This is a genomic window from Cellulomonas sp. ICMP 17802, from assembly GCF_041295535.1.
GTDB lineage: Bacteria > Actinomycetota > Actinomycetes > Actinomycetales > Cellulomonadaceae > Cellulomonas.
Genome location: NZ_JBGFQZ010000001.1, coordinates 245,159 through 262,347, shown reverse-complemented (window position 1 = coordinate 262,347; position 17,189 = coordinate 245,159). Strand labels below are relative to the sequence as shown.

16 protein-coding genes and 1 riboswitch are annotated in these 17,189 nt (G+C 74.9%); of the genes, 6 read left to right on the top strand and 10 right to left on the bottom strand.

Annotated features, from left to right (window positions below; translation table 11 throughout):
• Positions 1-3: 3 nt before the first annotated feature.
• Genes AB5970_RS01360 through AB5970_RS01350 form a run of 3 tightly spaced genes read right to left on the bottom strand, consistent with a single transcriptional unit; the run spans position 4 to position 4,611 of the window.
• The gene (locus AB5970_RS01360; RefSeq protein ID WP_370502100.1) at positions 4-3,060 is read right to left on the bottom strand and encodes an AAA family ATPase; all 3,057 of its coding nucleotides are present in this window, start codon (positions 3,058-3,060) and stop codon (positions 4-6) included.
• On the bottom strand, positions 3,060-4,223 hold the full coding sequence (locus AB5970_RS01355; RefSeq protein ID WP_370502099.1) for an exonuclease SbcCD subunit D: 1,164 nt from the start codon (positions 4,221-4,223) through the stop codon (positions 3,060-3,062). The genes AB5970_RS01360 and AB5970_RS01355 overlap by 1 nt, the downstream gene beginning before the upstream one ends.
• A 55-nt stretch (positions 4,224-4,278) precedes the next feature.
• Positions 4,279-4,611 (bottom strand): STAS domain-containing protein, encoded by a 333-nt coding sequence (locus tag AB5970_RS01350; protein ID WP_370502098.1) that lies wholly within the window; start codon positions 4,609-4,611, stop codon positions 4,279-4,281.
• 135 nt (positions 4,612-4,746) lie between these two features.
• Between AB5970_RS01350 and AB5970_RS01345 the strand changes: the two genes are divergently transcribed.
• Positions 4,747-5,139, top strand: a complete 393-nt coding sequence (locus AB5970_RS01345; RefSeq protein ID WP_370502097.1) for a PPOX class F420-dependent oxidoreductase — start codon at positions 4,747-4,749, stop codon at positions 5,137-5,139.
• A 4-nt stretch (positions 5,140-5,143) separates the two neighbouring features.
• On the opposite strand, the gene AB5970_RS01340 is transcribed toward AB5970_RS01345, so the two are convergent.
• From AB5970_RS01340 to AB5970_RS01325, 4 genes are read right to left on the bottom strand one after another with little or no spacing between them, the layout of a single operon-like run.
• Positions 5,144-5,635, bottom strand: a complete 492-nt coding sequence (locus AB5970_RS01340) for an aminoacyl-tRNA deacylase (RefSeq protein WP_370502096.1) — start codon at positions 5,633-5,635, stop codon at positions 5,144-5,146.
• A gap of 25 nt (positions 5,636-5,660) precedes the next feature.
• On the bottom strand, positions 5,661-6,038 hold the full coding sequence (locus tag AB5970_RS01335) for a nuclear transport factor 2 family protein (protein WP_370502095.1): 378 nt from the start codon (positions 6,036-6,038) through the stop codon (positions 5,661-5,663).
• A 25-nt stretch (positions 6,039-6,063) separates the two neighbouring features.
• A complete protein-coding gene (locus AB5970_RS01330) occupies positions 6,064-6,489 on the bottom strand; it encodes an SRPBCC family protein (protein ID WP_370502094.1) in 426 nt (141 codons plus the stop codon).
• Entirely contained in the window at positions 6,482-6,796 is a 315-nt protein-coding gene (locus tag AB5970_RS01325) for an ArsR/SmtB family transcription factor (protein ID WP_370502093.1), read from the bottom strand. The genes AB5970_RS01330 and AB5970_RS01325 overlap by 8 nt, the downstream gene beginning before the upstream one ends.
• Positions 6,797-6,915: 119 nt before the next feature.
• On the opposite strand from AB5970_RS01325, the gene hrpA reads away from it, so the two are divergent.
• Complete coding sequence (hrpA, locus tag AB5970_RS01320) at positions 6,916-11,076, top strand: ATP-dependent RNA helicase HrpA (RefSeq protein WP_370502092.1); 4,161 nt, start codon at positions 6,916-6,918, stop codon at positions 11,074-11,076.
• On the opposite strand, the gene AB5970_RS01315 is transcribed toward hrpA, so the two are convergent.
• The 3 genes from AB5970_RS01315 to AB5970_RS01305 are packed head-to-tail and all read right to left on the bottom strand — an operon-like array spanning position 11,073 to position 13,664.
• Positions 11,073-11,927, bottom strand: a complete 855-nt coding sequence (locus AB5970_RS01315; RefSeq protein ID WP_370502091.1) for a hypothetical protein — start codon at positions 11,925-11,927, stop codon at positions 11,073-11,075. The two genes, hrpA and AB5970_RS01315, sit on opposite strands and share 4 nt — an antisense overlap.
• Positions 11,928-11,967: 40 nt before the next feature.
• The gene (locus tag AB5970_RS01310; protein WP_370502090.1) at positions 11,968-12,753 is read right to left on the bottom strand and encodes an ABC transporter permease; all 786 of its coding nucleotides are present in this window, start codon (positions 12,751-12,753) and stop codon (positions 11,968-11,970) included.
• On the bottom strand, positions 12,753-13,664 hold the full coding sequence (locus AB5970_RS01305) for an ATP-binding cassette domain-containing protein (RefSeq protein WP_370502089.1): 912 nt from the start codon (positions 13,662-13,664) through the stop codon (positions 12,753-12,755). Before AB5970_RS01305 ends, AB5970_RS01310 begins: the two co-directional genes overlap by 1 nt.
• Positions 13,665-13,745: 81 nt before the next feature.
• Between AB5970_RS01305 and AB5970_RS01300 the strand changes: the two genes are divergently transcribed.
• The 4 genes from AB5970_RS01300 to AB5970_RS01285 all read left to right on the top strand — a co-directional run bounded on the left by AB5970_RS01300 (position 13,746) and on the right by AB5970_RS01285 (position 17,187).
• Positions 13,746-14,912 (top strand): TetR/AcrR family transcriptional regulator, encoded by a 1,167-nt coding sequence (locus tag AB5970_RS01300; protein ID WP_370502088.1) that lies wholly within the window; start codon positions 13,746-13,748, stop codon positions 14,910-14,912.
• 70 nt (positions 14,913-14,982) lie between these two features.
• On the top strand, positions 14,983-15,573 hold the full coding sequence (locus AB5970_RS01295) for a DNA-3-methyladenine glycosylase I (RefSeq protein WP_370502087.1): 591 nt from the start codon (positions 14,983-14,985) through the stop codon (positions 15,571-15,573).
• Between the two features lie 72 nt (positions 15,574-15,645).
• Complete coding sequence (locus AB5970_RS01290; protein ID WP_370502086.1) at positions 15,646-15,861, top strand: hypothetical protein; 216 nt, start codon at positions 15,646-15,648, stop codon at positions 15,859-15,861.
• A gap of 124 nt (positions 15,862-15,985) precedes the next feature.
• A riboswitch (SAM riboswitch) is annotated at positions 15,986-16,082 on the top strand.
• Positions 16,083-16,149: 67 nt separating this feature from the next.
• On the top strand, positions 16,150-17,187 hold the full coding sequence (locus AB5970_RS01285; RefSeq protein WP_370502085.1) for a methylenetetrahydrofolate reductase: 1,038 nt from the start codon (positions 16,150-16,152) through the stop codon (positions 17,185-17,187).
• Positions 17,188-17,189 lie beyond the last annotated feature (2 nt).

Here is a 17,189-nt window from a genome sequence, read left to right as displayed (position 1 = left end):
GAGTCAGCCCGCGCGCACCGCGAGCGTGCTCGGCCCGGCCGCCGTCGGGCGGACCTCGATGCGGTCGGCGATCGACTGCTTGAGCGTCTCGACGTGCGACACCACGCCGACCACGCGCCCACCCGCGCGCAGGCGGCCCAGCTCGGCCAGCACCTGGTCGAGGGTGTGCGGGTCCAGGGAGCCGAAGCCCTCGTCGACGAACAGCGTGCCCAGGTCGATGCCCCCGGCCTCGGCGGTGACGACGTCGGCCATGCCCAGCGCCAGGCACAGGGACACGTAGAACGTCTCGCCGCCGGACAGCGTCCGGGGGTCGCGCGGCTGCCCGGTCACGTGGTCGACCACCCGCATGGCCAGCCCGGTGTTGCGTGCCCGGACGTCCTCCTTCTCGTCGCTGCGGACCAGCTCGTAGCGGCCGTCCGACATGACCAGCAGCCGGTCGTTGGCGGCCGCGACGACGTCCTCGAAGCGCCGCATCAGCACGAACGTGGCCAGCGAGAGGTGCTGCGCGTTGTCGCCGCCACCACCCCCGGTCAGGTCCGCCAGCCGCGCCACCGGGCCCGCCGCCTCCAGGGCGTCGGCCAGCGACGTCGCGGCCTGGACCACGCCGTCCGCGGCGGCGGCCGACGCCGACGAGCGCTCCTCGGCCACACGCGCCTCCCCCGCGGCGCGCTCCGCCGACTCCCGCGCCGTCGCCTCGTCGGTGCGCGCCGCCTCGACGTCGACCACCAGGTCGTCCGCGAGCGCGGCGATGCCCGGCTCCGCCAACCCCGCGGTCGCCCGGTCGAGCCGGGCCGCGTACGCCGTGACCACGCGGTCGAGCTCGGCCAGCACCGCCGCGTCGACCGCCGCGGCGCTCGCCTCGGCCTCCGACGCGAAGCCGTGGTCGGCCAGCCCCTCGGCCAGCTCGACCTCCCGCCGGCGGGACTCGTCCTGCGCGGCGTCCTGCTCGACCAGCGCGTCCAGCACCTGGGCCGACGCGGCGGCGCGCTCCAGCAGCTCCGAGTGACGGGCGGCGACCGTTGGGTGGTCCCCGCGGGCCGTGACCACCTCGGCCTCCGACGCGTCGAGGTCCAGCAGCGTCACCTCGAGCGCCGCGCGGTCGCCGGCGAGGCGGGCCACCGCCGCCGACCGCTCCCCCTCGCGCTCGCGCGTCTGCGCGTCGAACCCGTCGAGGGCCGGGGCCAGCCGGGCGACGTCCGCCTCGGCCGCCCGGGCCCGCGCGAGCTCCGCGCGCGCCAGCTCGGTCCGCTCGGCCGCGCCCTCGGCGGTCACGTCACCCACCCGGTCGCGCAGGGCGTCGACCCGCTCGCCGAGCACGCTGCACCGCTCGGCAGCCGCCTGGAGCCGACCCTCGGCGGCGACGCGCTCGGCCTCGGCCCGCTCGACCTGCTCGGCCGACGCGTGATCTGCGCCGAGCACGGCCTTGGCCGGGTGCTCGGGCGACCCGCACACCGGGCAGGGGTCCCCGTCGTCGAGCGACGCAGCGATCTCGCCGGCCAGCCCCGCGATCCGCGCGGCGCGCAGGTTCCGCTCGGCGTCGAGCGCGAGCGCGGCGGCGGCGCCCGCGGCGGACCGCACCTCGACGGCGTCCGTCAGCGAGAGCCCCGCGGTGGCGAGCTCCGTGTGGGCGTCCACCAGCGCGACGGCGGCCGCCACGGCGGCCTCGCGGTCCCCACGGGACGCGGCCAGCGTGCGGGCGGCCTCCAGCTCGGCGACGAGCGCGGCCCGCGCGGTGGGCCGGGCGACCAGCCAGCCGTCGTCGGTGGCGATCGCGGCGACCAGGTCGTCGATGGCGTGCCGCGCCTGCCGCACCGCCCGCCGCCGGGCCTCCAGGCCGGCCTCGACCTCGACCAGCCTGCCCAGCGCCGCCGACGCCTCGACCGCCGCGCGCTGCGCCGCCTGCACGTGCGTGCGCAGGTCCGCGCCGGGCGACGGCGTGGAGATGTCGTGCGGCGCTCCGTCGAGCGCCGCGGTCACGGTCTTGCGGGCGGCGTCGAGCGCGGTTCGGGCGCGCTCGGCGCCCAGCAGCAGGGGGCGCACCGCCTGCGCCGCGCGAGCGGCCGTCAGCCGCAGGATCGCGTCGGCGTTCACGTCGGCGGCGGCCTCGAGCGCCGCCCGCTCGGCCCGCAGCACGTCCCGGCGGCGGAGCAGCGCGTCCGTCGCGGTCACCTCGTCGAGGTGCGCGCGCGCCGTGCGCCGTGCCGCGTCCGCCGCGGTCGCGGTGGCGCGCGCCGAGCCCGCGATGCCGTCGAGCACCCGCGTCCGCACGGTGACCGCAGCCCGCACCGCGGCCACGAGGCCGTCGTTCCGGATGACGGCCTCGTCGATGGCCGACCGGAGCTCCGCGGCCTCCTCGTCGGTCAGCCGAGCCGCCCCGACCAGCCGCGACGTGCCCGACGCCAGGGTCGTCCGCGCCGACTCGCTCGCGCGGTCCCCTTCGCGGCGGAGTTCCGCGAGCCGCTGCTGCAGGCGCTCGTACACCTCGGTGCCGAAGATCTTCTGCAGCAGCCCGCGACGCTCCTCGGGCTTGGCGCGCAGGAAGTGCGCGAACTCGCCCTGCGGCAGCACGATCGTCTGCACGAACTGGGTGCGGTCGAGCCCGACGGCCTTCTGGATCTCGGCGCCGATCTCGTCCAGCCGGTTGCCCAGCGGCACGCCGACCGCGTCGAGCGTCGCCGGGTCGAGCTCGACCCCGGCCGGCAGGCGCCACGCCTTCACGGTCGCGTTCGCGGTCGTCGTCCCGACCCCGCGCCGCTTGGCGCGCTGGTACGCGGGCGTGCGCCGCACGCGGTAGACCCCCGACGGCACCTCGAACACCAGGTCGACCACGCTCTCGACGTCGTCGGGCGCATACGCCGACCGTAGCCGCTCCTCCGACGCCTCGCTGGAGGCGACCTTGCCGTACAGCGCGAACACGATCGCGTCGATGAGCGTCGACTTGCCGGACCCCGTGGGCCCTTCCAGCAGGAACAGCCCGGCCTGCCCCAGCGCGTCGAAGTCGACCGTGTGCCGGCCCGCGAACGGACCGATCGCCTGGACCGTGAGGGAGCGCAGGTGCATCAGGCGCTCCGCTCGCTCGCCGCGACGTCCTCGTAGGCGCGCCGCAGCACGTCGACCTCGGCCGGCGTCGGGCGGCGGCCCGTGACGTGCGCGAGGAAGTCGGCGGTCACGTCCAGGGGGTCGTGCGCCGCGGTGATGACCGCGGCCCGCCGCGCCCCCGCCGGCTCCGCCGCCCGGTGCTGGACCACCAGGGCGTGCGGGAAGCGCTGCTTGACCCGGCGGTACAGGTCCTCGGGCCGGTGCGCGTCCGTGACGGTCACGCGCACCCACGCGTCCGTGTGCCGCTCCCCCGCCGCGCCGAGCAGCTCCTCGAGCGTGCCGGTCACGTCCGCCAGGCGGCGCGGGACGGGCGCGACGACGAGCGAGGTGGTCACGCCGGCGCCCGACAGCTCCACCAGGACGGTCGACTTCGCGTGGTGCTGCTCGGAGAACGAGTAGGCCAGCGGCGAGCCGCTGTACCGCAGCGTGGTGCCGGACGGGCCGGTGAGCGCCTGCGGGCCGTGCAGGTGGCCGAGGGCCACGTAGTCGGCGCCCGCGAACACCCCGGCCGGCACCTGGTCGACGCCGCCCACCCGGATGTCCCGCTCGGACTCCGTGGGCGCCCCGCCGATGACGAACGCGTGCGCGGCGACGACCGTGCGGGGCCGCGCCGACCCGGTGCGCGACTCGACGTCCGCCCGGATGCGCCGCATCGCCGCGGCCGCGACGGCCTCGTGCGAGCGGGCCAGCAGGTCCGGGCCGTCGGCCAGCTCGACGCGCGCGAAGTCGGGGTCGAGGTACGGCACGCCGTAGACCAGCACGTCGCCCTCGTCGTCGGTGAGCACGACCGGCTCGGCCAGCCCCGCGACCCGCGTGCGCAGCCGGACCCGCTCCCGCATCAACGACGAGCCGAACCCCAGGCGCGTGGCCGAGTCGTGGTTGCCGGACGTGACCACCACGGTGGTGTGTTCGGACAGCCGGGCGAGCGTCTCGGACAGCAGCGTCACGGCCTCGACGGGCGGGATCGCACGGTCGTACACGTCGCCCGCGACGACCACCGCGTCGACCTGCTCGGCGCGCACGACGTCGACCAGGTGCTCGAGGTACGCCGCCTGGTGGTCGAGCAGATCGACCCCGTGCAGCGTCCGGCCCAGGTGCCAGTCCGACGTGTGCAACAACCGCATGCGGCGAACGTAAACCAGCCCACCGACACACCGGCCGACCGAGCCGGGGTGTCGGTCACACGGCCGAGGGCAGCTCTCCGGACAGCCCGACCATGTCCAGGACGTCCCGCAGGACGCGGTGCGGGTCGCGCAGCGTGACGGGGATGCCCGCCTCGGACGCGGCGAGGTGCAGCTGCAGCACGAACGCGATGCCCGACGAGTCGATGAAGGTCGCCTGCGTGGAGTCGATGACGACGGGGTCGCCGGCCACCAGAGCCACGCCCATGCAGGCGCTCGCCTCGCTGCGCAGCGCCGCGTCGATCTCCCCGACGAGGACGACGACCGTGCGGTTCTCCTGGATGTCGACCCGGATGGTCCCGGCCGCGGCCGAGTGCTCGATCAGGTCCATTGCTCCTCAGTTCTCGCCCCCTGGCCGACGCCGGAGCTGCCTTCCGGCGGGACGACGCTACCCGCCTCCGAGGGACGCGGCACCCGAGGCTGGAACGGCCGCCGGCCCCGCGGAGTTCCCGGTTAGCCTCGTTCCATGGCCACCACCGAGCTCCCCGCCAGCCACGCCGACCTGCTCGAGCGCCCGCTCTTCGGGCACCTGGCGACGGTCGCCCCGGACGGGTCCCCGCACAGCAGCGTCATGTGGTTCGTCTGGGACGGCGAGGTGCTGCGGTTCACGCACACGTCGACCCGGCAGAAGTTCAAGAACCTCCAGGTGGAGCCCCGGATCGCCCTGTCGATCCACGACCCGGAGGACGGGTACCGGTCGCTCGAGGTGCGCGGCGTCGTCGAGTCGACGGTGCCCGACGACGAGGTCGCCAGCTTCTACAAGTCCCTGCAGGAGCGGTACGGCGAGGACTACGAGATCACCGACGCGTACAAGCGCGTGATCCTCACGGTCCGGCCGACGACCTTCGTCGTGAAGTAGCCGCTCAGCCCTCGGGCTCGGTGACGTCCGAGACGGTCGCGCCGAGCGCGTGCACCAGCGCGGCGCCGTCCACGTTCGCGGCCACCCCGTGCGCCCCGGCCCCGATCGACACCCGGCGCTCCGGCACCCGCGAGTCGGCGACCACCGGCCAGTCGACCAGCGAGCCGAACGGCGTGATGGTGCCCCGCACGTACCCGGTGACGTCCTTGGCGGTGTCCGCGTCGGGCATGGACAACCGCGTGACCCCGAGCAGCGCCCGCAGCTTGGGCCACGAGATCGTCCGGTCGCCGGGCACGAGCACGAAGAGGAAGTCGTCGTCCCCGCGGCGCACCACGATGGTCTTGACGATGCCGGCCGGGTCGATGCCGCGGGCCTCGGCCGCCTCGGCCAGGGACTGCACCGGGCCGTGCCGGGTCACCTCGAACTGGATCCCCGACGCCTCGAGGCCGGCGATCGCGCGGCGCTCTCCCTCGCTCGGTGCAGCTCCGTCGCCCATGCCGCCACTGTAGGAGCCGCTCGCGTCAGGCGGACGGCGCCGCGCCCGCCATCGCCTGCCCGAAGGCGGCGGTGTCGAACACCAGCGTCTCCGCGGAGATCTTGCCCGCGCGCACGACGAAGTGGTCGACCGTCAGCGGGAGCGGCTGCCCCGCCGGGCCACGGAGCTCGTACATGACCAGCGTCTCGTCGGCGTCGCCGAACGCCGCGACCTGCCGCCAGCCGTGCCCGATCCGCGACCCGAACCGCGCGAGGAACGGCAGGAAGTCCGCCGCCGACGTGAACGTGGCGCCGGGACTCTCGAACGAGAAGTCGGGGGCCAGGTAGGTCGCCGCGGCGTCGAGGTCCCCGGAGGTCCAGGCGTCCTGGTAGGCGGTCACGATGTCGAGTGCGTCCTGCGTCATGGCTCCTCCAGCGGGGGCGTCGGGTTCATCGGGTCCAGGTGTCGGGGCCGGGGTCGCCGCCCGCCGCCGTCGTCGTCAGCCGGGCGAGGAAGTGCTGCCACCCCTCCGCGTGCCCGTCGAGGCGCGCCGTGGGCAGGTCGGAGTGCCGCAGGTCGACTCGTGTGCCGCCCGGCACCGGGGTGAGCACGAACTCGACCCGGCTCGCCGAGGGCGGCAGGTCGGCGCTGCCGGCCATCCCCCACGACACGACGACCCGGCGGGGCGGCTCGACCTCGAGGTACTCGCCCCGCACGAGCGAACCGCCGATGTCGACGGCGAACTCCCCGCCCACGACGGGGTCGAGGGACGCCCGCCGGCCCATCCAGCGCACCATCCGCGCGGGCACGACCAGGTGGGCGAACACGACCTCGGCGGGCGCCTCGACCTCGATGGACGTCGTGTAGTCAGCCACGGCGGACCTCCGCCTCCGCCGCCGCCTTGAGCGCGCGCAGCCGGGTGGGCCAGAAGTCGTCGAGGAGCTCGCGCGCCGCGGCCAGACCATCGGTCCGGAGCGCGAAGAGGTGCCGGGTGCGGTCGCGCTCCTCGTCGACGAGGCCCGACTCCCGCAGCACCCGCAGGTGGTGCGAGACCGCCTGCTGCGACATCCCCACCCGCTCGGCGATGTCGCCGACCGCGTGCGGCTGGTCCCGGACGACGGCGAGGATCCGGCGGCGGTTCGGGTCCGCCAGTGCACGCAGCGCCGCGGCGGCGACCTCCATGGCATCCTCCACAAGTCTTTGCTTGTACAAGTCGACGCTACAGACACCAGGCATGTCCGACAACCCCCGCGACGAATGAGCGCGCGGTCCCTCCCCTCGACCTGGGAGACTGGGCCGTCGTGAGCACGCCGTCCCCCGCCCCCGCCGACCCGCCCGGGTCCGGCGACGGGCGACCCCGCAGGACGTCGCGCCGGGGGCGCGGTCGGGCCCGGCCGCCGGCGGCTCGCGACGACGCCGCCCGCACCGCCGCGCGCCGCGCCCGTGCCGCCGACCTGCGTCGGTCGGTCGAGCTCCCCCCGATCGTCTACCCCGAGCAGCTCCCGGTCAGCGCGCGTCGCGCCGAGATCGCCGACGCCCTGCGCGACCACCAGGTCGTCGTCGTCGCGGGCGAGACCGGCTCGGGCAAGACCACCCAGATCCCCAAGATCGCCCTCGAGCTGGGCCGGGGCCGCGACGGCCAGATCGGGCACACGCAGCCGCGCCGGATCGCGGCCCGCAGCGTCGCGGAACGCATCAACGAGGAGCTGGTGGGCGACCAGCCGCTCGGCGGGGTCGTCGGCTACCAGGTGCGGTTCACCGACGAGTCGAGCGAGTCGACCCTGGTCAAGGTGATGACCGACGGCATCCTGCTCGCCCAGATCCAGCGCGACCCCATGCTCTGGGCCTACGACACCCTGATCATCGACGAGGCGCACGAGCGGTCGCTCAACATCGACTTCATCCTCGGCTACCTCACGCGCCTGCTCCCCCGGCGGCCCGACCTCAAGGTCGTCATCACCTCCGCCACGATCGACTCGGCGCGGTTCGCGCGGCACTTCGCCTCCGCGGACGGCGAGCCGGCGCCGGTGGTCGAGGTGAGCGGCCGCACCTACCCGGTCGAGATCCGCTACCGCCCGCTCTCGCCGGACGTCGAGGAGGGCGCGCCCGCGCGCAAGCGGGGCGCGGAGGACCGCGACCCCATGACAGCGATCTGCGAGGCGGTCGACGAGCTCTGCCTGGAGGGTCCGGGCGACATCCTCGTGTTCCTGTCGGGCGAGCGGGAGATCCGGGACGCCGAGGACGCCCTGCGCGGCTCGCTCGGCCCGCGCGTGTCCGACCCGCGCACGCCGGGCGCCGTCGAGCTGCTCCCCCTGTACAGCCGGCTGTCCGCCGCCGAGCAGCACCGGGTGTTCGAGCGCCACCAGAACCGCCGGATCGTGCTGTCCACCAACGTCGCCGAGACGTCGCTGACCGTGCCCGGCATCCGCTACGTGATCGACCCGGGCACCGCGCGCATCTCCCGGTACTCCAAGGCGACCAAGGTCCAGCGGCTGCCCATCGAGCCCATCTCGCAGGCCTCCGCCAACCAGCGGTCGGGCCGGTGCGGGCGCGTCGCCGACGGCATCGCGATCCGGCTGTACTCGCAGGACGACTTCGACGCGCGCCCTCTGTACACCGAGCCCGAGATCCTTCGTACATCTCTCGCGTCGGTCATCCTGCAGATGATCGCGGTGGGCGTGGCGACCACGCCCGAGGACATCGGCGACTTCCCGTTCGTCGACCCGCCGGACACCCGCGCGGTGCGGGACGGGGTGCAGCTGCTCACCGAGCTGGGCGCGCTGGGCGACGGCCGGCTGACCGACGTCGGACGGGCCCTCGCGCAGCTGCCGATGGACCCGCGGCTGGCGCGGATGATCGTCGAGGGCGGGCGCCGCGGGGTCGCGCGCGAGGTCATGATCATCGCGGCGGCGCTGTCGATCCAGGACCCGCGGGAGCGGCCGGTCGAGGACCGCGAGAAGGCCGACCTCGCGCACTCCCGGTTCGCGGACCCGACCTCCGACCTGCTCACCTACCTCAACCTCTGGCAGTACCTCAAGGACCAGCAGCGAGACCTGTCCGGGTCGGCGTTCCGCCGGATGTGCCGCGCCGAGCACCTCAACTACCTGCGCATCCGCGAGTGGCAGGACGTGGTCACCCAGCTGCGCGAGCTGGCCAAGCCGCTGGGCATCGTGATGAACGCCCCGCGCCCGCCGTCCGACGACGACGCGCTCCGGCTCGAGTGGGACGGCGACCGCATCCACGTCGCGATCCTGGCGGGGCTGCTCTCGCAGATCGGCATGCAGGAGGCCACGGAGGTCTCGACGCGCGGCAAGACCCCGGGGCGCCCGGACCGCCGCGCGCGCAACGAGTACCTCGGCGCCCGAGGTGCCCGGTTCGCGATCTTCCCCGGGTCCGGGCTGGCCCGGAAGCCGCCGGCGTGGGTCATGGCGGCGGAGCTGGTGGAGACCAGCCGGCTGTGGGGCAGGGACGTCGCGCGCATCCAGCCGGAGTGGGCCGAGGAGGTGGGCGCGCACCTGGTGAAGCGCACGTACTCCGAGCCCGCGTGGTCGACCCGGCAGGGCGCGGCCACGGCGTTCGAGAAGGTGCTGCTCTACGGCGTCCCGATCGTCAACCAGCGCCGCGTGCTCTACGCCAAGGTCGACCCCGAGCACGCCCGCGAGCTGTTCGTCCGGCACGCGCTCGTGCAGGGCGAGTGGACCACCCACCACGCGTTCTTCCACGAGAACCGCCGGCTGCTGGCCGAGGCGGAGGGCCTCGAGGCGCGCGCGCGACGTCGCGACCTCGTGGTCGACGACGACACCCTGTTCGCCTTCTACGACGAGCGCATCCCCGACGACGTCGTCTCGAACCGGCACTTCGACCAGTGGTGGAAGACCGCTCGCCGGGAGAACCCCGACCTGCTGACCTTCACCCGCGAGCTGCTGGTGGGCGAGGCGGGCGCGATCGACGAGGGCGCGTTCCCCTCGCGCTGGCCGCAGGGCGACCTGCGCCTGCCCCTGACCTACCAGTTCGAGCCGGGCACGGAGGCGGACGGCGTGACCGTGCACGTCCCGCTGTCGACCCTCGCGCGGCTCACGCCGGACGGATTCGGCTGGATGGTGCCGGGGCTGCGCGAGGAGCTGGTCACCGCCACCATCCGCGCGCTGCCCAAGCCGGTCCGCGTCCAGCTGGTGCCGGCACCCGACGTCGCCCGCGGCGTCGTCGCCTGGATGGCCGAGCACACCGCCGGCTGGGAGGACACGGTCCGCGCGGGCGACGCCGCGCCCTCGTTCCGCGCGGTGTTCCGGCGGGCCGTCCGCGAGCTGCGGGACGTCGACGTGCCCGACGACGCGTTCGACGACGACCGCCTGCCGCCGCACCTGCGGATGACCTTCCGCGTGGTCGGTGACCGCGGGGGAGTGGTGGACGAGGGCAAGGACCTGCTGGTGCTGCAGCGCCGGCTCGCCGACCGGACGCAGAAGGCCGTCGACGACGCCGTGCGCACGGCGGTCCGGGCGGCGATGGAGGAGGCGCGCGCCGCGGGAACGGCCGGTGCCGCGACCGCGGACGCCGGTCCGGGGGGCGGTTCCCCGGTGCCGACGAGCCCGTCCGTCGCACCGGCACCGAGCGTCGACGTCGTGCGCACCGGGCTCACCTCCTGGCCCGCCGACCTGCCCGAGCTTCCGGAGGTCGTCGACGTCGGCAAGGTCCGCGCCTTCCCGTCCCTGGTCGACGAGTCGGGGTCGGTCGCCGTGCGCGCGCTGGCCGACGAGTCCGCGAGGCCGGAGGCAGCCCGCCGCGGACTGCGCCGCCTGCTGCTGCTCGACGTCGGCCTCACGCCCGGCCGGGTCACGACGCGCTGGACCGGCACCCAGGCCCTCACGCTCGCCGCGAGCCCGTATCCCAGCACGGAGGCCCTGGTCACCGACGTGCAGCTCGCTGCGATCGAGTCGCTGCTCACCGCGCCGGCCGACACCGTCCGCACGGCCGACGCCTACGCGGCGTTGCGCACCACGGTCCGGGACCGGCTCGAGGACACGGTGTTCGCCATCGTGACCGACCTGGTCGCGGTGCTCACCGCCTGGCGTGAGCTCGACGCCGAGATCCGCGCGCGGTCCAGCCTCGCGCTGCTGGCGACCGCGCAGGACGTCCGCGCCCAGGCCGCGCGCCTGGTGCACGACGGCTTCGTCAGCGAGACGGGGGCCGCGCGGCTGCCGCACCTCGCCCGCTACCTGCGCGCCGCGCGCCACCGGCTGGTCAAGGCGGCGGAGAACCCGCAGCGCGACGCGGACCTGGCCTGGCAGGTGCGGGACGTCGAGTCGCTCTACGACGACGCGGTCGCCACGCGCCCCCGCGACGCCGGGCTGACGGAGGTGCGCTGGCTGCTGGAGGAGCTCCGCGTCAGCCTGTTCGCGCAGCAGCTGGGCACGCCCGTGCCGGTGTCGACCACCCGCATCAAGAAGGCCCTGGCCGCGTCCTAGGGCGCGACCGGCTCGACGGGCCCGGCGTCCGACCCGGCCACCAGGTCGCCGCAGCTGACCTCCTGCGCGGTCCTCACCACCGGGTCGTCGGCCGCCGCGCCGGTGGCCACCTGCTCCGGCGAGCCGTTGGTGGCGTGCCGCCCGTCCGCGTCGAGGTCCACGAACGTCCTGGTCACGGTGTACGTCCCGGCGGCGTCGGCGACCGCGTCCAGGCCCGCCAGCCGCAGCGTCCCGGCGTCCGACGAGCACCCGACCCCGGTGCCCTGGTCCCCGAACCCGCGGTCGAACCGGTACGGCTCGCCCCCGGCGTTCAGCACGGGCGTCACCGCGCAGCCCGCCAGCGAGTAGACGAGCGCCTCGCGCCCGAGGTCGACGAGCGCGATCGGGATCTGATCCGCCTGGACCCGGTTCACGACCGCCGACGCGGCGATCGGCGAGGCGGAGTCGATCGCCGCCGAGAAGGTCGCGCCGGACGCCGTGGTGATCCCGAACCTGCGGGTGTCGCTCGCCGAGAGCCACGCCTGGTCGGGCCGGCCGTCTCCGTCGACGTCGATCACGGTGACCACGTCCGCGCCCGCCGGGACCGCCTCGTCGTTCGGCGCGCAGCCGGCCGCGGCCGTGGGCTCCGACGACTCCGAGGCGGACGGGGACGGGGTCGCGCTCGGCGACGACGAGGACGAGGGCGACGCGACCGGGGTGGAACCGCCGTCGTCGCGCTGCACGACGAGGTAGACGATCACCCCGATCGCAACGACCAGCAGCACCGCGAGCGCGACGGTCCAGCCCCGCCGCCGGCCGACAGGCTCACCGGGAGGCTCGGGGGCACCGGTCGGCGGGAACGGGCTCGTCATGGCACTGGTCTACCGCAGGCGCACCCCGCGCACACCGCGCTCAGGCGGTGCGGCGGAAGAGGATCCCCGCGGCCACGCGCGCGACGAGGAAGATCCCGACGCACCAGACCACGGCCGCCTGCCACGAGTCGCCGACCGGGAGCCCGAGCAGGAGCCCGCGCAGGGTGTCGGTCACGGGCGTGATCGGGTTGTACGTCGCGATGGTCTCCAGCACGGACGGCATCGACTCGGGCGGCACGAAGGCGCTCGACACGTACGGCAGGAAGAGGATCGCGAACGTGAACCCGGACGCCGCCTCGGGCCCGGACGCGACCACCCCGATGGCGACCGCCACCCAGGTCAGCGCCAGCACGAAGAGCGCGATGAGCCCGATCGCCGCGGCCCAGTCCAGCAGGGACGCCTGCACGTCGAACCCGATGAGGAAGGCCACGCCGATCACCAGCGCCGTGGAGACCGCGTTGCGCGCCATGCTGGCGACCACGTGCCCGGTGAGCACCCCCGTCGGGCGGATGGGCAGGGACCGGAACCGGTCGATGATGCCGCCCGTCATGTCGCTGGCCACCTCGACGGCGGTGTTGGCGGACCCGTAGCCCGCGGTGAGCAGGATGATCCCGGGCACCACCCAGTTGACGTACTCGCCACCCGTCTCGATCGCGCCGCCGAACACGTAGACGAACATGAGCAGCAGGGCCAGCGGCAGGATCACCGCCATCAGCACGGTGTCCATCTGTCGCAGAGACCGCCGCAGGCAGCGGCCGATCAGGGCGGCCGTGTCGTGCGAGCCCCAGCCGAGCGACGGCGGGGCGGTCGTGGTGAGCGTGGTCATCAGTACTCCCGGGAGGCGACGAGGGCGGGTGCGGACTCGGGCTCGGAGGGCCGGCCCGTGAGGGTGAGGAAGACGTCGTCGAGCGTGGGGGAGCGGACCTCCCAGGTGTCGACGGTGACGCCGCGGCGCTCGACGTCGGCCAGGATCCGGCGCACGTCCGGCACGGAGCCGTCGGTGAGGATGCGCTCCTCGCCCCCGTCCGCGAGGCGGAGCTCGACGTGCGCCGACCCGACGGCCCGCTTGAGCTCGCGCGCCGTGCCGTCCGCGATGACGTGCCCGTGGTCGATCACCGCGATGCGGTCGGCCAGCTGGTCGGCCTCCTCCAGGTACTGCGTGGTCAGCAGGACCGTGGTGCCCTGCGCGACGACGTCCCGGATGACGTCCCAGAGGTCGTTGCGGCTGCGCGGGTCGAGCCCCGTGGTCGGCTCGTCGAGGAACACCACCTGCGGCCGCGCGAGCAGGCTCACCGCCAGGTCGAGGCGGCGCCGCATGCCGCCGGAGTAGGTCTTGACCACGCGCCGCCCGGCGTCCGTCAGGTCGAAGAGCTCGAGCAGCTCGGCGCTGCGCGTGCGGACCTCGGCGCGGCCCAGGTGCGCCAGCCTCGCCATGAGGTGCATGTTCTCCACGCCCGTCAGCAGGTCGTCCACGGCCGCGAACTGCCCGGTCAGGCTGATCGCGGCCCGGACCTCGGCCGCCTGCCGGACGACGTCCTTGCCGGCCACGTGCGCCGTGCCGCCGTCGGGCCGCAGGAGCGTCGACAGGATGCGGACGGTCGTGGTCTTGCCCGCGCCGTTGGGTCCCAGGAGGGCGAGCACCTCCCCCCGCGCGACCTCGAGGTCGACGCCGTCGAGCACGGTCAGGTCGCCGTAGGACTTGCGCAGCCCTCGGGCGACGACGACAGGAGCAGTCATCGCGGTCTCGCCTTCTGTGTATGTCGTAAACTGTGTGTGTACTTCATACACACTTGTAGGATCGACCGTCAAGGAGGTGTCGTGGACGACGACGAGGGCACGCGAGAGGCCGAGGCGCTGCGCCGCGACCGGGAGAGGGCCGAGCGGGCGCAGGCCAAGGAGGCCGACCGGCTGCGCCGCGAGCTCGAGAAGATCGACCGCGACGCCGAGCGCTCCGCGCAGAAGGAGGCCGAGCGGCTGCGCAAGGACGCCGAGCGGCTCGAGCGGGACCGCCTGCGGGCCGAGCAGGACCTGGCCAAGGAGGCGGAGCGGCGGCGCACCGAGCGCGAGCGGGAGGCGCAGCAGGCGGTCAAGGAGGCGGCCCGCCAGCTGCGCGAGGCCGAGAAGGCGCAGCGCGCGGCGGCGCTGGCCCAGCAGCAGGCCGCGCGCGAGGCCGAGAAGGCGCGTCGGCAGGCCGTGCGGGTGGCGGGCTCCGAGAGCGCGTCGGTCGAGCTGCCCCCCGGCATCGCCGTCCTCTGGCGCACCCCGGCGGAGGGGAGGCCCGGCCCGCGCCCGAGCCTGACGCTCGAGCAGATCGCCGACGCGGGCATCGCGCTGGCCGACGCCGAGGGTCTCGACGCCGTCTCCATGGCGCGCCTGGCCGAGTCGCTCGGCTTCACGACGATGTCGCTCTACCGGTACGTGTCGTCGAAGGACGAGGTGCTGAGCCTCATGTCCGACCGCGCGGGCGGGCGGCCGCCGGTGCTCGGGCCCGAGGTGGGCGGCTGGCGCGAGCGGCTCGAGCTGATCCTCGCCATCCAGCAGCCGGTCCTGCGGGCGCACCCGTGGCTCGCGCGGACCACGACCGTGCTGCACGCCGTGGGCCCGGGCCGGCTCGCGTGGATGGAGGCGATGCTCGCCGCGCTCGACGAGACCCCGCTGTCCGAGCGGCAGAAGGTGGGCGCGATCGGCCTGCTGGCGACGCACGCGCTGGACCAGCTCCGGGTCACCGAGGAGCTCACGGGCAGCGCGCGGACCTCGGCCGTGGGGACGGCGGGCGGTGTCGACGAGGCCCCGGACCTCGGCGCGCTCATCGACGTCCTCGCGTCGCCGTCCGCGCACCCCGCCCTGCTGCGGGCCTCGGCCGCGGGGGCGTTCTCCTTCGGCCCGGACGACCGGGACGAGGACCGCGAGGGGCTCGACTTCGGGACCGTCCTGATCCTCGACGGCATCGAGCGCCTCGTGGCGCTCGCCGGGCAGGCCGTGTGAGCCGCCCACAGCCCCGACGCGTCCACACGCCGGCGGCGGTGGTGTCGGCGGCGGCGGGCAGACTCACCGCATGACCACGACGGACGACGTGCGCACGGGCCGCTGCTTCGGCGACGGCAACCCTCTGTACGAGCAGTACCACGACGAGGAGTGGGGCGTGCCGGTCCACGGCGAGCACGCCCTGTTCGAGCGGTTCGCGCTCGAGGGGTTCCAGTCCGGCCTCGCCTGGATCACCGTGCTCCGCAAGCGGCCCGCCTTCCGGGCGGCGTTCGCCGACTTCGACCCGGAGGTGGTCGCGGAGTTCGGCGACGACGACGTGGCCCGGCTCATGGCGGACGCCGGCATCGTGCGCAACCGCGCGAAGATCGAGGCGACCATCGCCAACGGGCGCGCGCTCCGCGAGCTGCACGCCGCCGGGCGCACGCTGGACGGGGTGCTGTGGTCGCACGCGCCCGACCGAACCGGGTACGTCCGGCCCCTGACCTGGGCGGGCGTCCCCGCGCAGACGGACGAGTCGCGCGCGCTCGCCCGCGAGCTCAAGTCGCTCGGCTTCCGGTTCGTCGGACCGGTCACCGCGTACGCGGCCATGCAGGCCTGCGGCGTCGTGGACGACCACCTGGCCACCTGCCCGTCGGCCGCCGTGGCTCACCCTCCGGAGTGACGACTACTCCTGGCGGGTGACGCTCGCGCGGGGGTCTCGGCACCGGGATGGGCGCGGACTACAGTGCCGCCCATGACGGAGATGCCCGACCCCGACGCCCGGCGTGACGCCGTGCGCGCGGCGGCCGAGGCGCTGACGGACAACGTCGCCCCGGACGCCGGGGTCCTCGCGGCGGTCCAGGACGGGCTCCTGTCCGTCCCCGCCGGCTCCCCCACCTCGTGGTTCGACGTGCCGTCGCAGCGCAGCCGCATGCAGACCGGCAACCTCGCCCCCCGCCGCCCGCACTGACGCTCCGGCCACCCGCTCTGCCGCACGTCCTGGACGCGCGGTGGTGCCGCACAACCGTCGGACATCGTCGTCTCACGGGTCGAGCACTGTTGCCCAGCATGTGATCGGCGGTCTACCATCGCGCCTACCATCCAGAGCGGCCGAGAGACCTGGCTCGACGACGCCGCAGCAACCCCCCTCCCCGCCGAGGGTGTGGGTGCTTCCGCCAGGGACGATGGAGTGAGCAATGTCCCCGCAGACCACGTGTCCCCCCACCGCCCCGGTGGCGACCACCTCGCTGGTCGCGTCGTGAGCGCGGCCGCCGTGGAGCCTCGCACGCCCGGCCTGCACGCCGCGCCGGCCCCTCGCGCGCACACCGCGAACGACCGTCCGACCGTCTCGTTCGAGCTCTTCCCGCCGCGCAACCCGGACGCCGCGCCCCGCCTGTGGGCCACCATCCGGGCGCTCGAGTCGGTCCACCCCGACTTCGTCTCGGTGACCTACGGGGCGTCGGGCAAGACGCGGGTCACCACGCGCGCGCTGGTCCGCCGGCTGCTGCGCGAGACCACGCTCAACCCGATCGCCCACCTCACCTGCGTCGGCACGTCGCGCGCGGAGATCACCGAGATCGTGGGGGAGTTCCTCGACGAGGGTCTGCGCTCGTTCCTCGCGCTGCGGGGGGACCCGCCCACCGACCAGACGGACTGGGAGGCCCACCCCGACGGGCTCCAGACCGCGGGCGAGCTGGTCGCGCTGCTGCGCGACATCGAGGCCCAACGGTGCGCGGACAGCCCCTCGCAGGCCGTCCGGGCACGCGTGCGCCCGCTGTCGGTCGCCGTGGCGGCGTTCCCGCGCGGCAACCACGCCACCGGCGGCACCCGCGCGCAGGACGTCGCCTCGCTGCTGGCCAAGCAGCAGGCCGGCGCCGACTTCGCGATCACGCAGGTGTTCTTCGACGCCGACGACTACCTGGGTATCGTGGCGGAGGCCCGTGAGGCCGGCGTGACCATCCCGATCATCCCGGGCATCATCCCGACCACGGACCCGGCCCGCCTGCTGCGGGTCCAGGAGCTCACCGGCGTCCCCGTGCCGGGCCGGCTGCTGGACCTGCTCGGCTCCGCCGACGACGAGCTCGACCGCCACCGCCGGGGTATCCGGGCCAGCGTCGACCTGGTCAACGGCGTCCTGGACGGCGGGGCGCCCGGCGTCCACCTGTACACGTTCAACCAGCACCATGCCGCACTTGACCTGCTCGAGGGTGCACACCTCGACGGCGGAGCTCGGACAGCTCCGGACCTGGCCGGCTGGCCGCAGGACACGGCACCCGCCCGACCCCCGAGGGACTGAGT

Coding starts and splice junctions, on each gene's coding strand:
- AB5970_RS01310 (WP_370502090.1), bottom strand. CDS start 12,753: ATGACCACGCTCACCACGACCGCCCCGCCGTCGCTCGGCTGGGGCTCG.
- AB5970_RS01290 (WP_370502086.1), top strand. CDS start 15,646: ATGACGGAGATGCCCGACCCCGACGCCCGGCGTGACGCCGTGCGCGCG.
- AB5970_RS01355 (WP_370502099.1), bottom strand. CDS start 4,223: ATGCGGTTGTTGCACACGTCGGACTGGCACCTGGGCCGGACGCTGCAC.
- AB5970_RS01350 (WP_370502098.1), bottom strand. CDS start 4,611: ATGGACCTGATCGAGCACTCGGCCGCGGCCGGGACCATCCGGGTCGAC.
- AB5970_RS01315 (WP_370502091.1), bottom strand. CDS start 11,927: ATGACGAGCCCGTTCCCGCCGACCGGTGCCCCCGAGCCTCCCGGTGAG.
- AB5970_RS01345 (WP_370502097.1), top strand. CDS start 4,747: ATGGCCACCACCGAGCTCCCCGCCAGCCACGCCGACCTGCTCGAGCGC.
- AB5970_RS01295 (WP_370502087.1), top strand. CDS start 14,983: ATGACCACGACGGACGACGTGCGCACGGGCCGCTGCTTCGGCGACGGC.
- AB5970_RS01340 (WP_370502096.1), bottom strand. CDS start 5,635: ATGGGCGACGGAGCTGCACCGAGCGAGGGAGAGCGCCGCGCGATCGCC.
- AB5970_RS01360 (WP_370502100.1), bottom strand. CDS start 3,060: ATGCACCTGCGCTCCCTCACGGTCCAGGCGATCGGTCCGTTCGCGGGC.
- AB5970_RS01335 (WP_370502095.1), bottom strand. CDS start 6,038: ATGACGCAGGACGCACTCGACATCGTGACCGCCTACCAGGACGCCTGG.
- AB5970_RS01325 (WP_370502093.1), bottom strand. CDS start 6,796: ATGGAGGTCGCCGCCGCGGCGCTGCGTGCACTGGCGGACCCGAACCGC.
- AB5970_RS01305 (WP_370502089.1), bottom strand. CDS start 13,664: ATGACTGCTCCTGTCGTCGTCGCCCGAGGGCTGCGCAAGTCCTACGGC.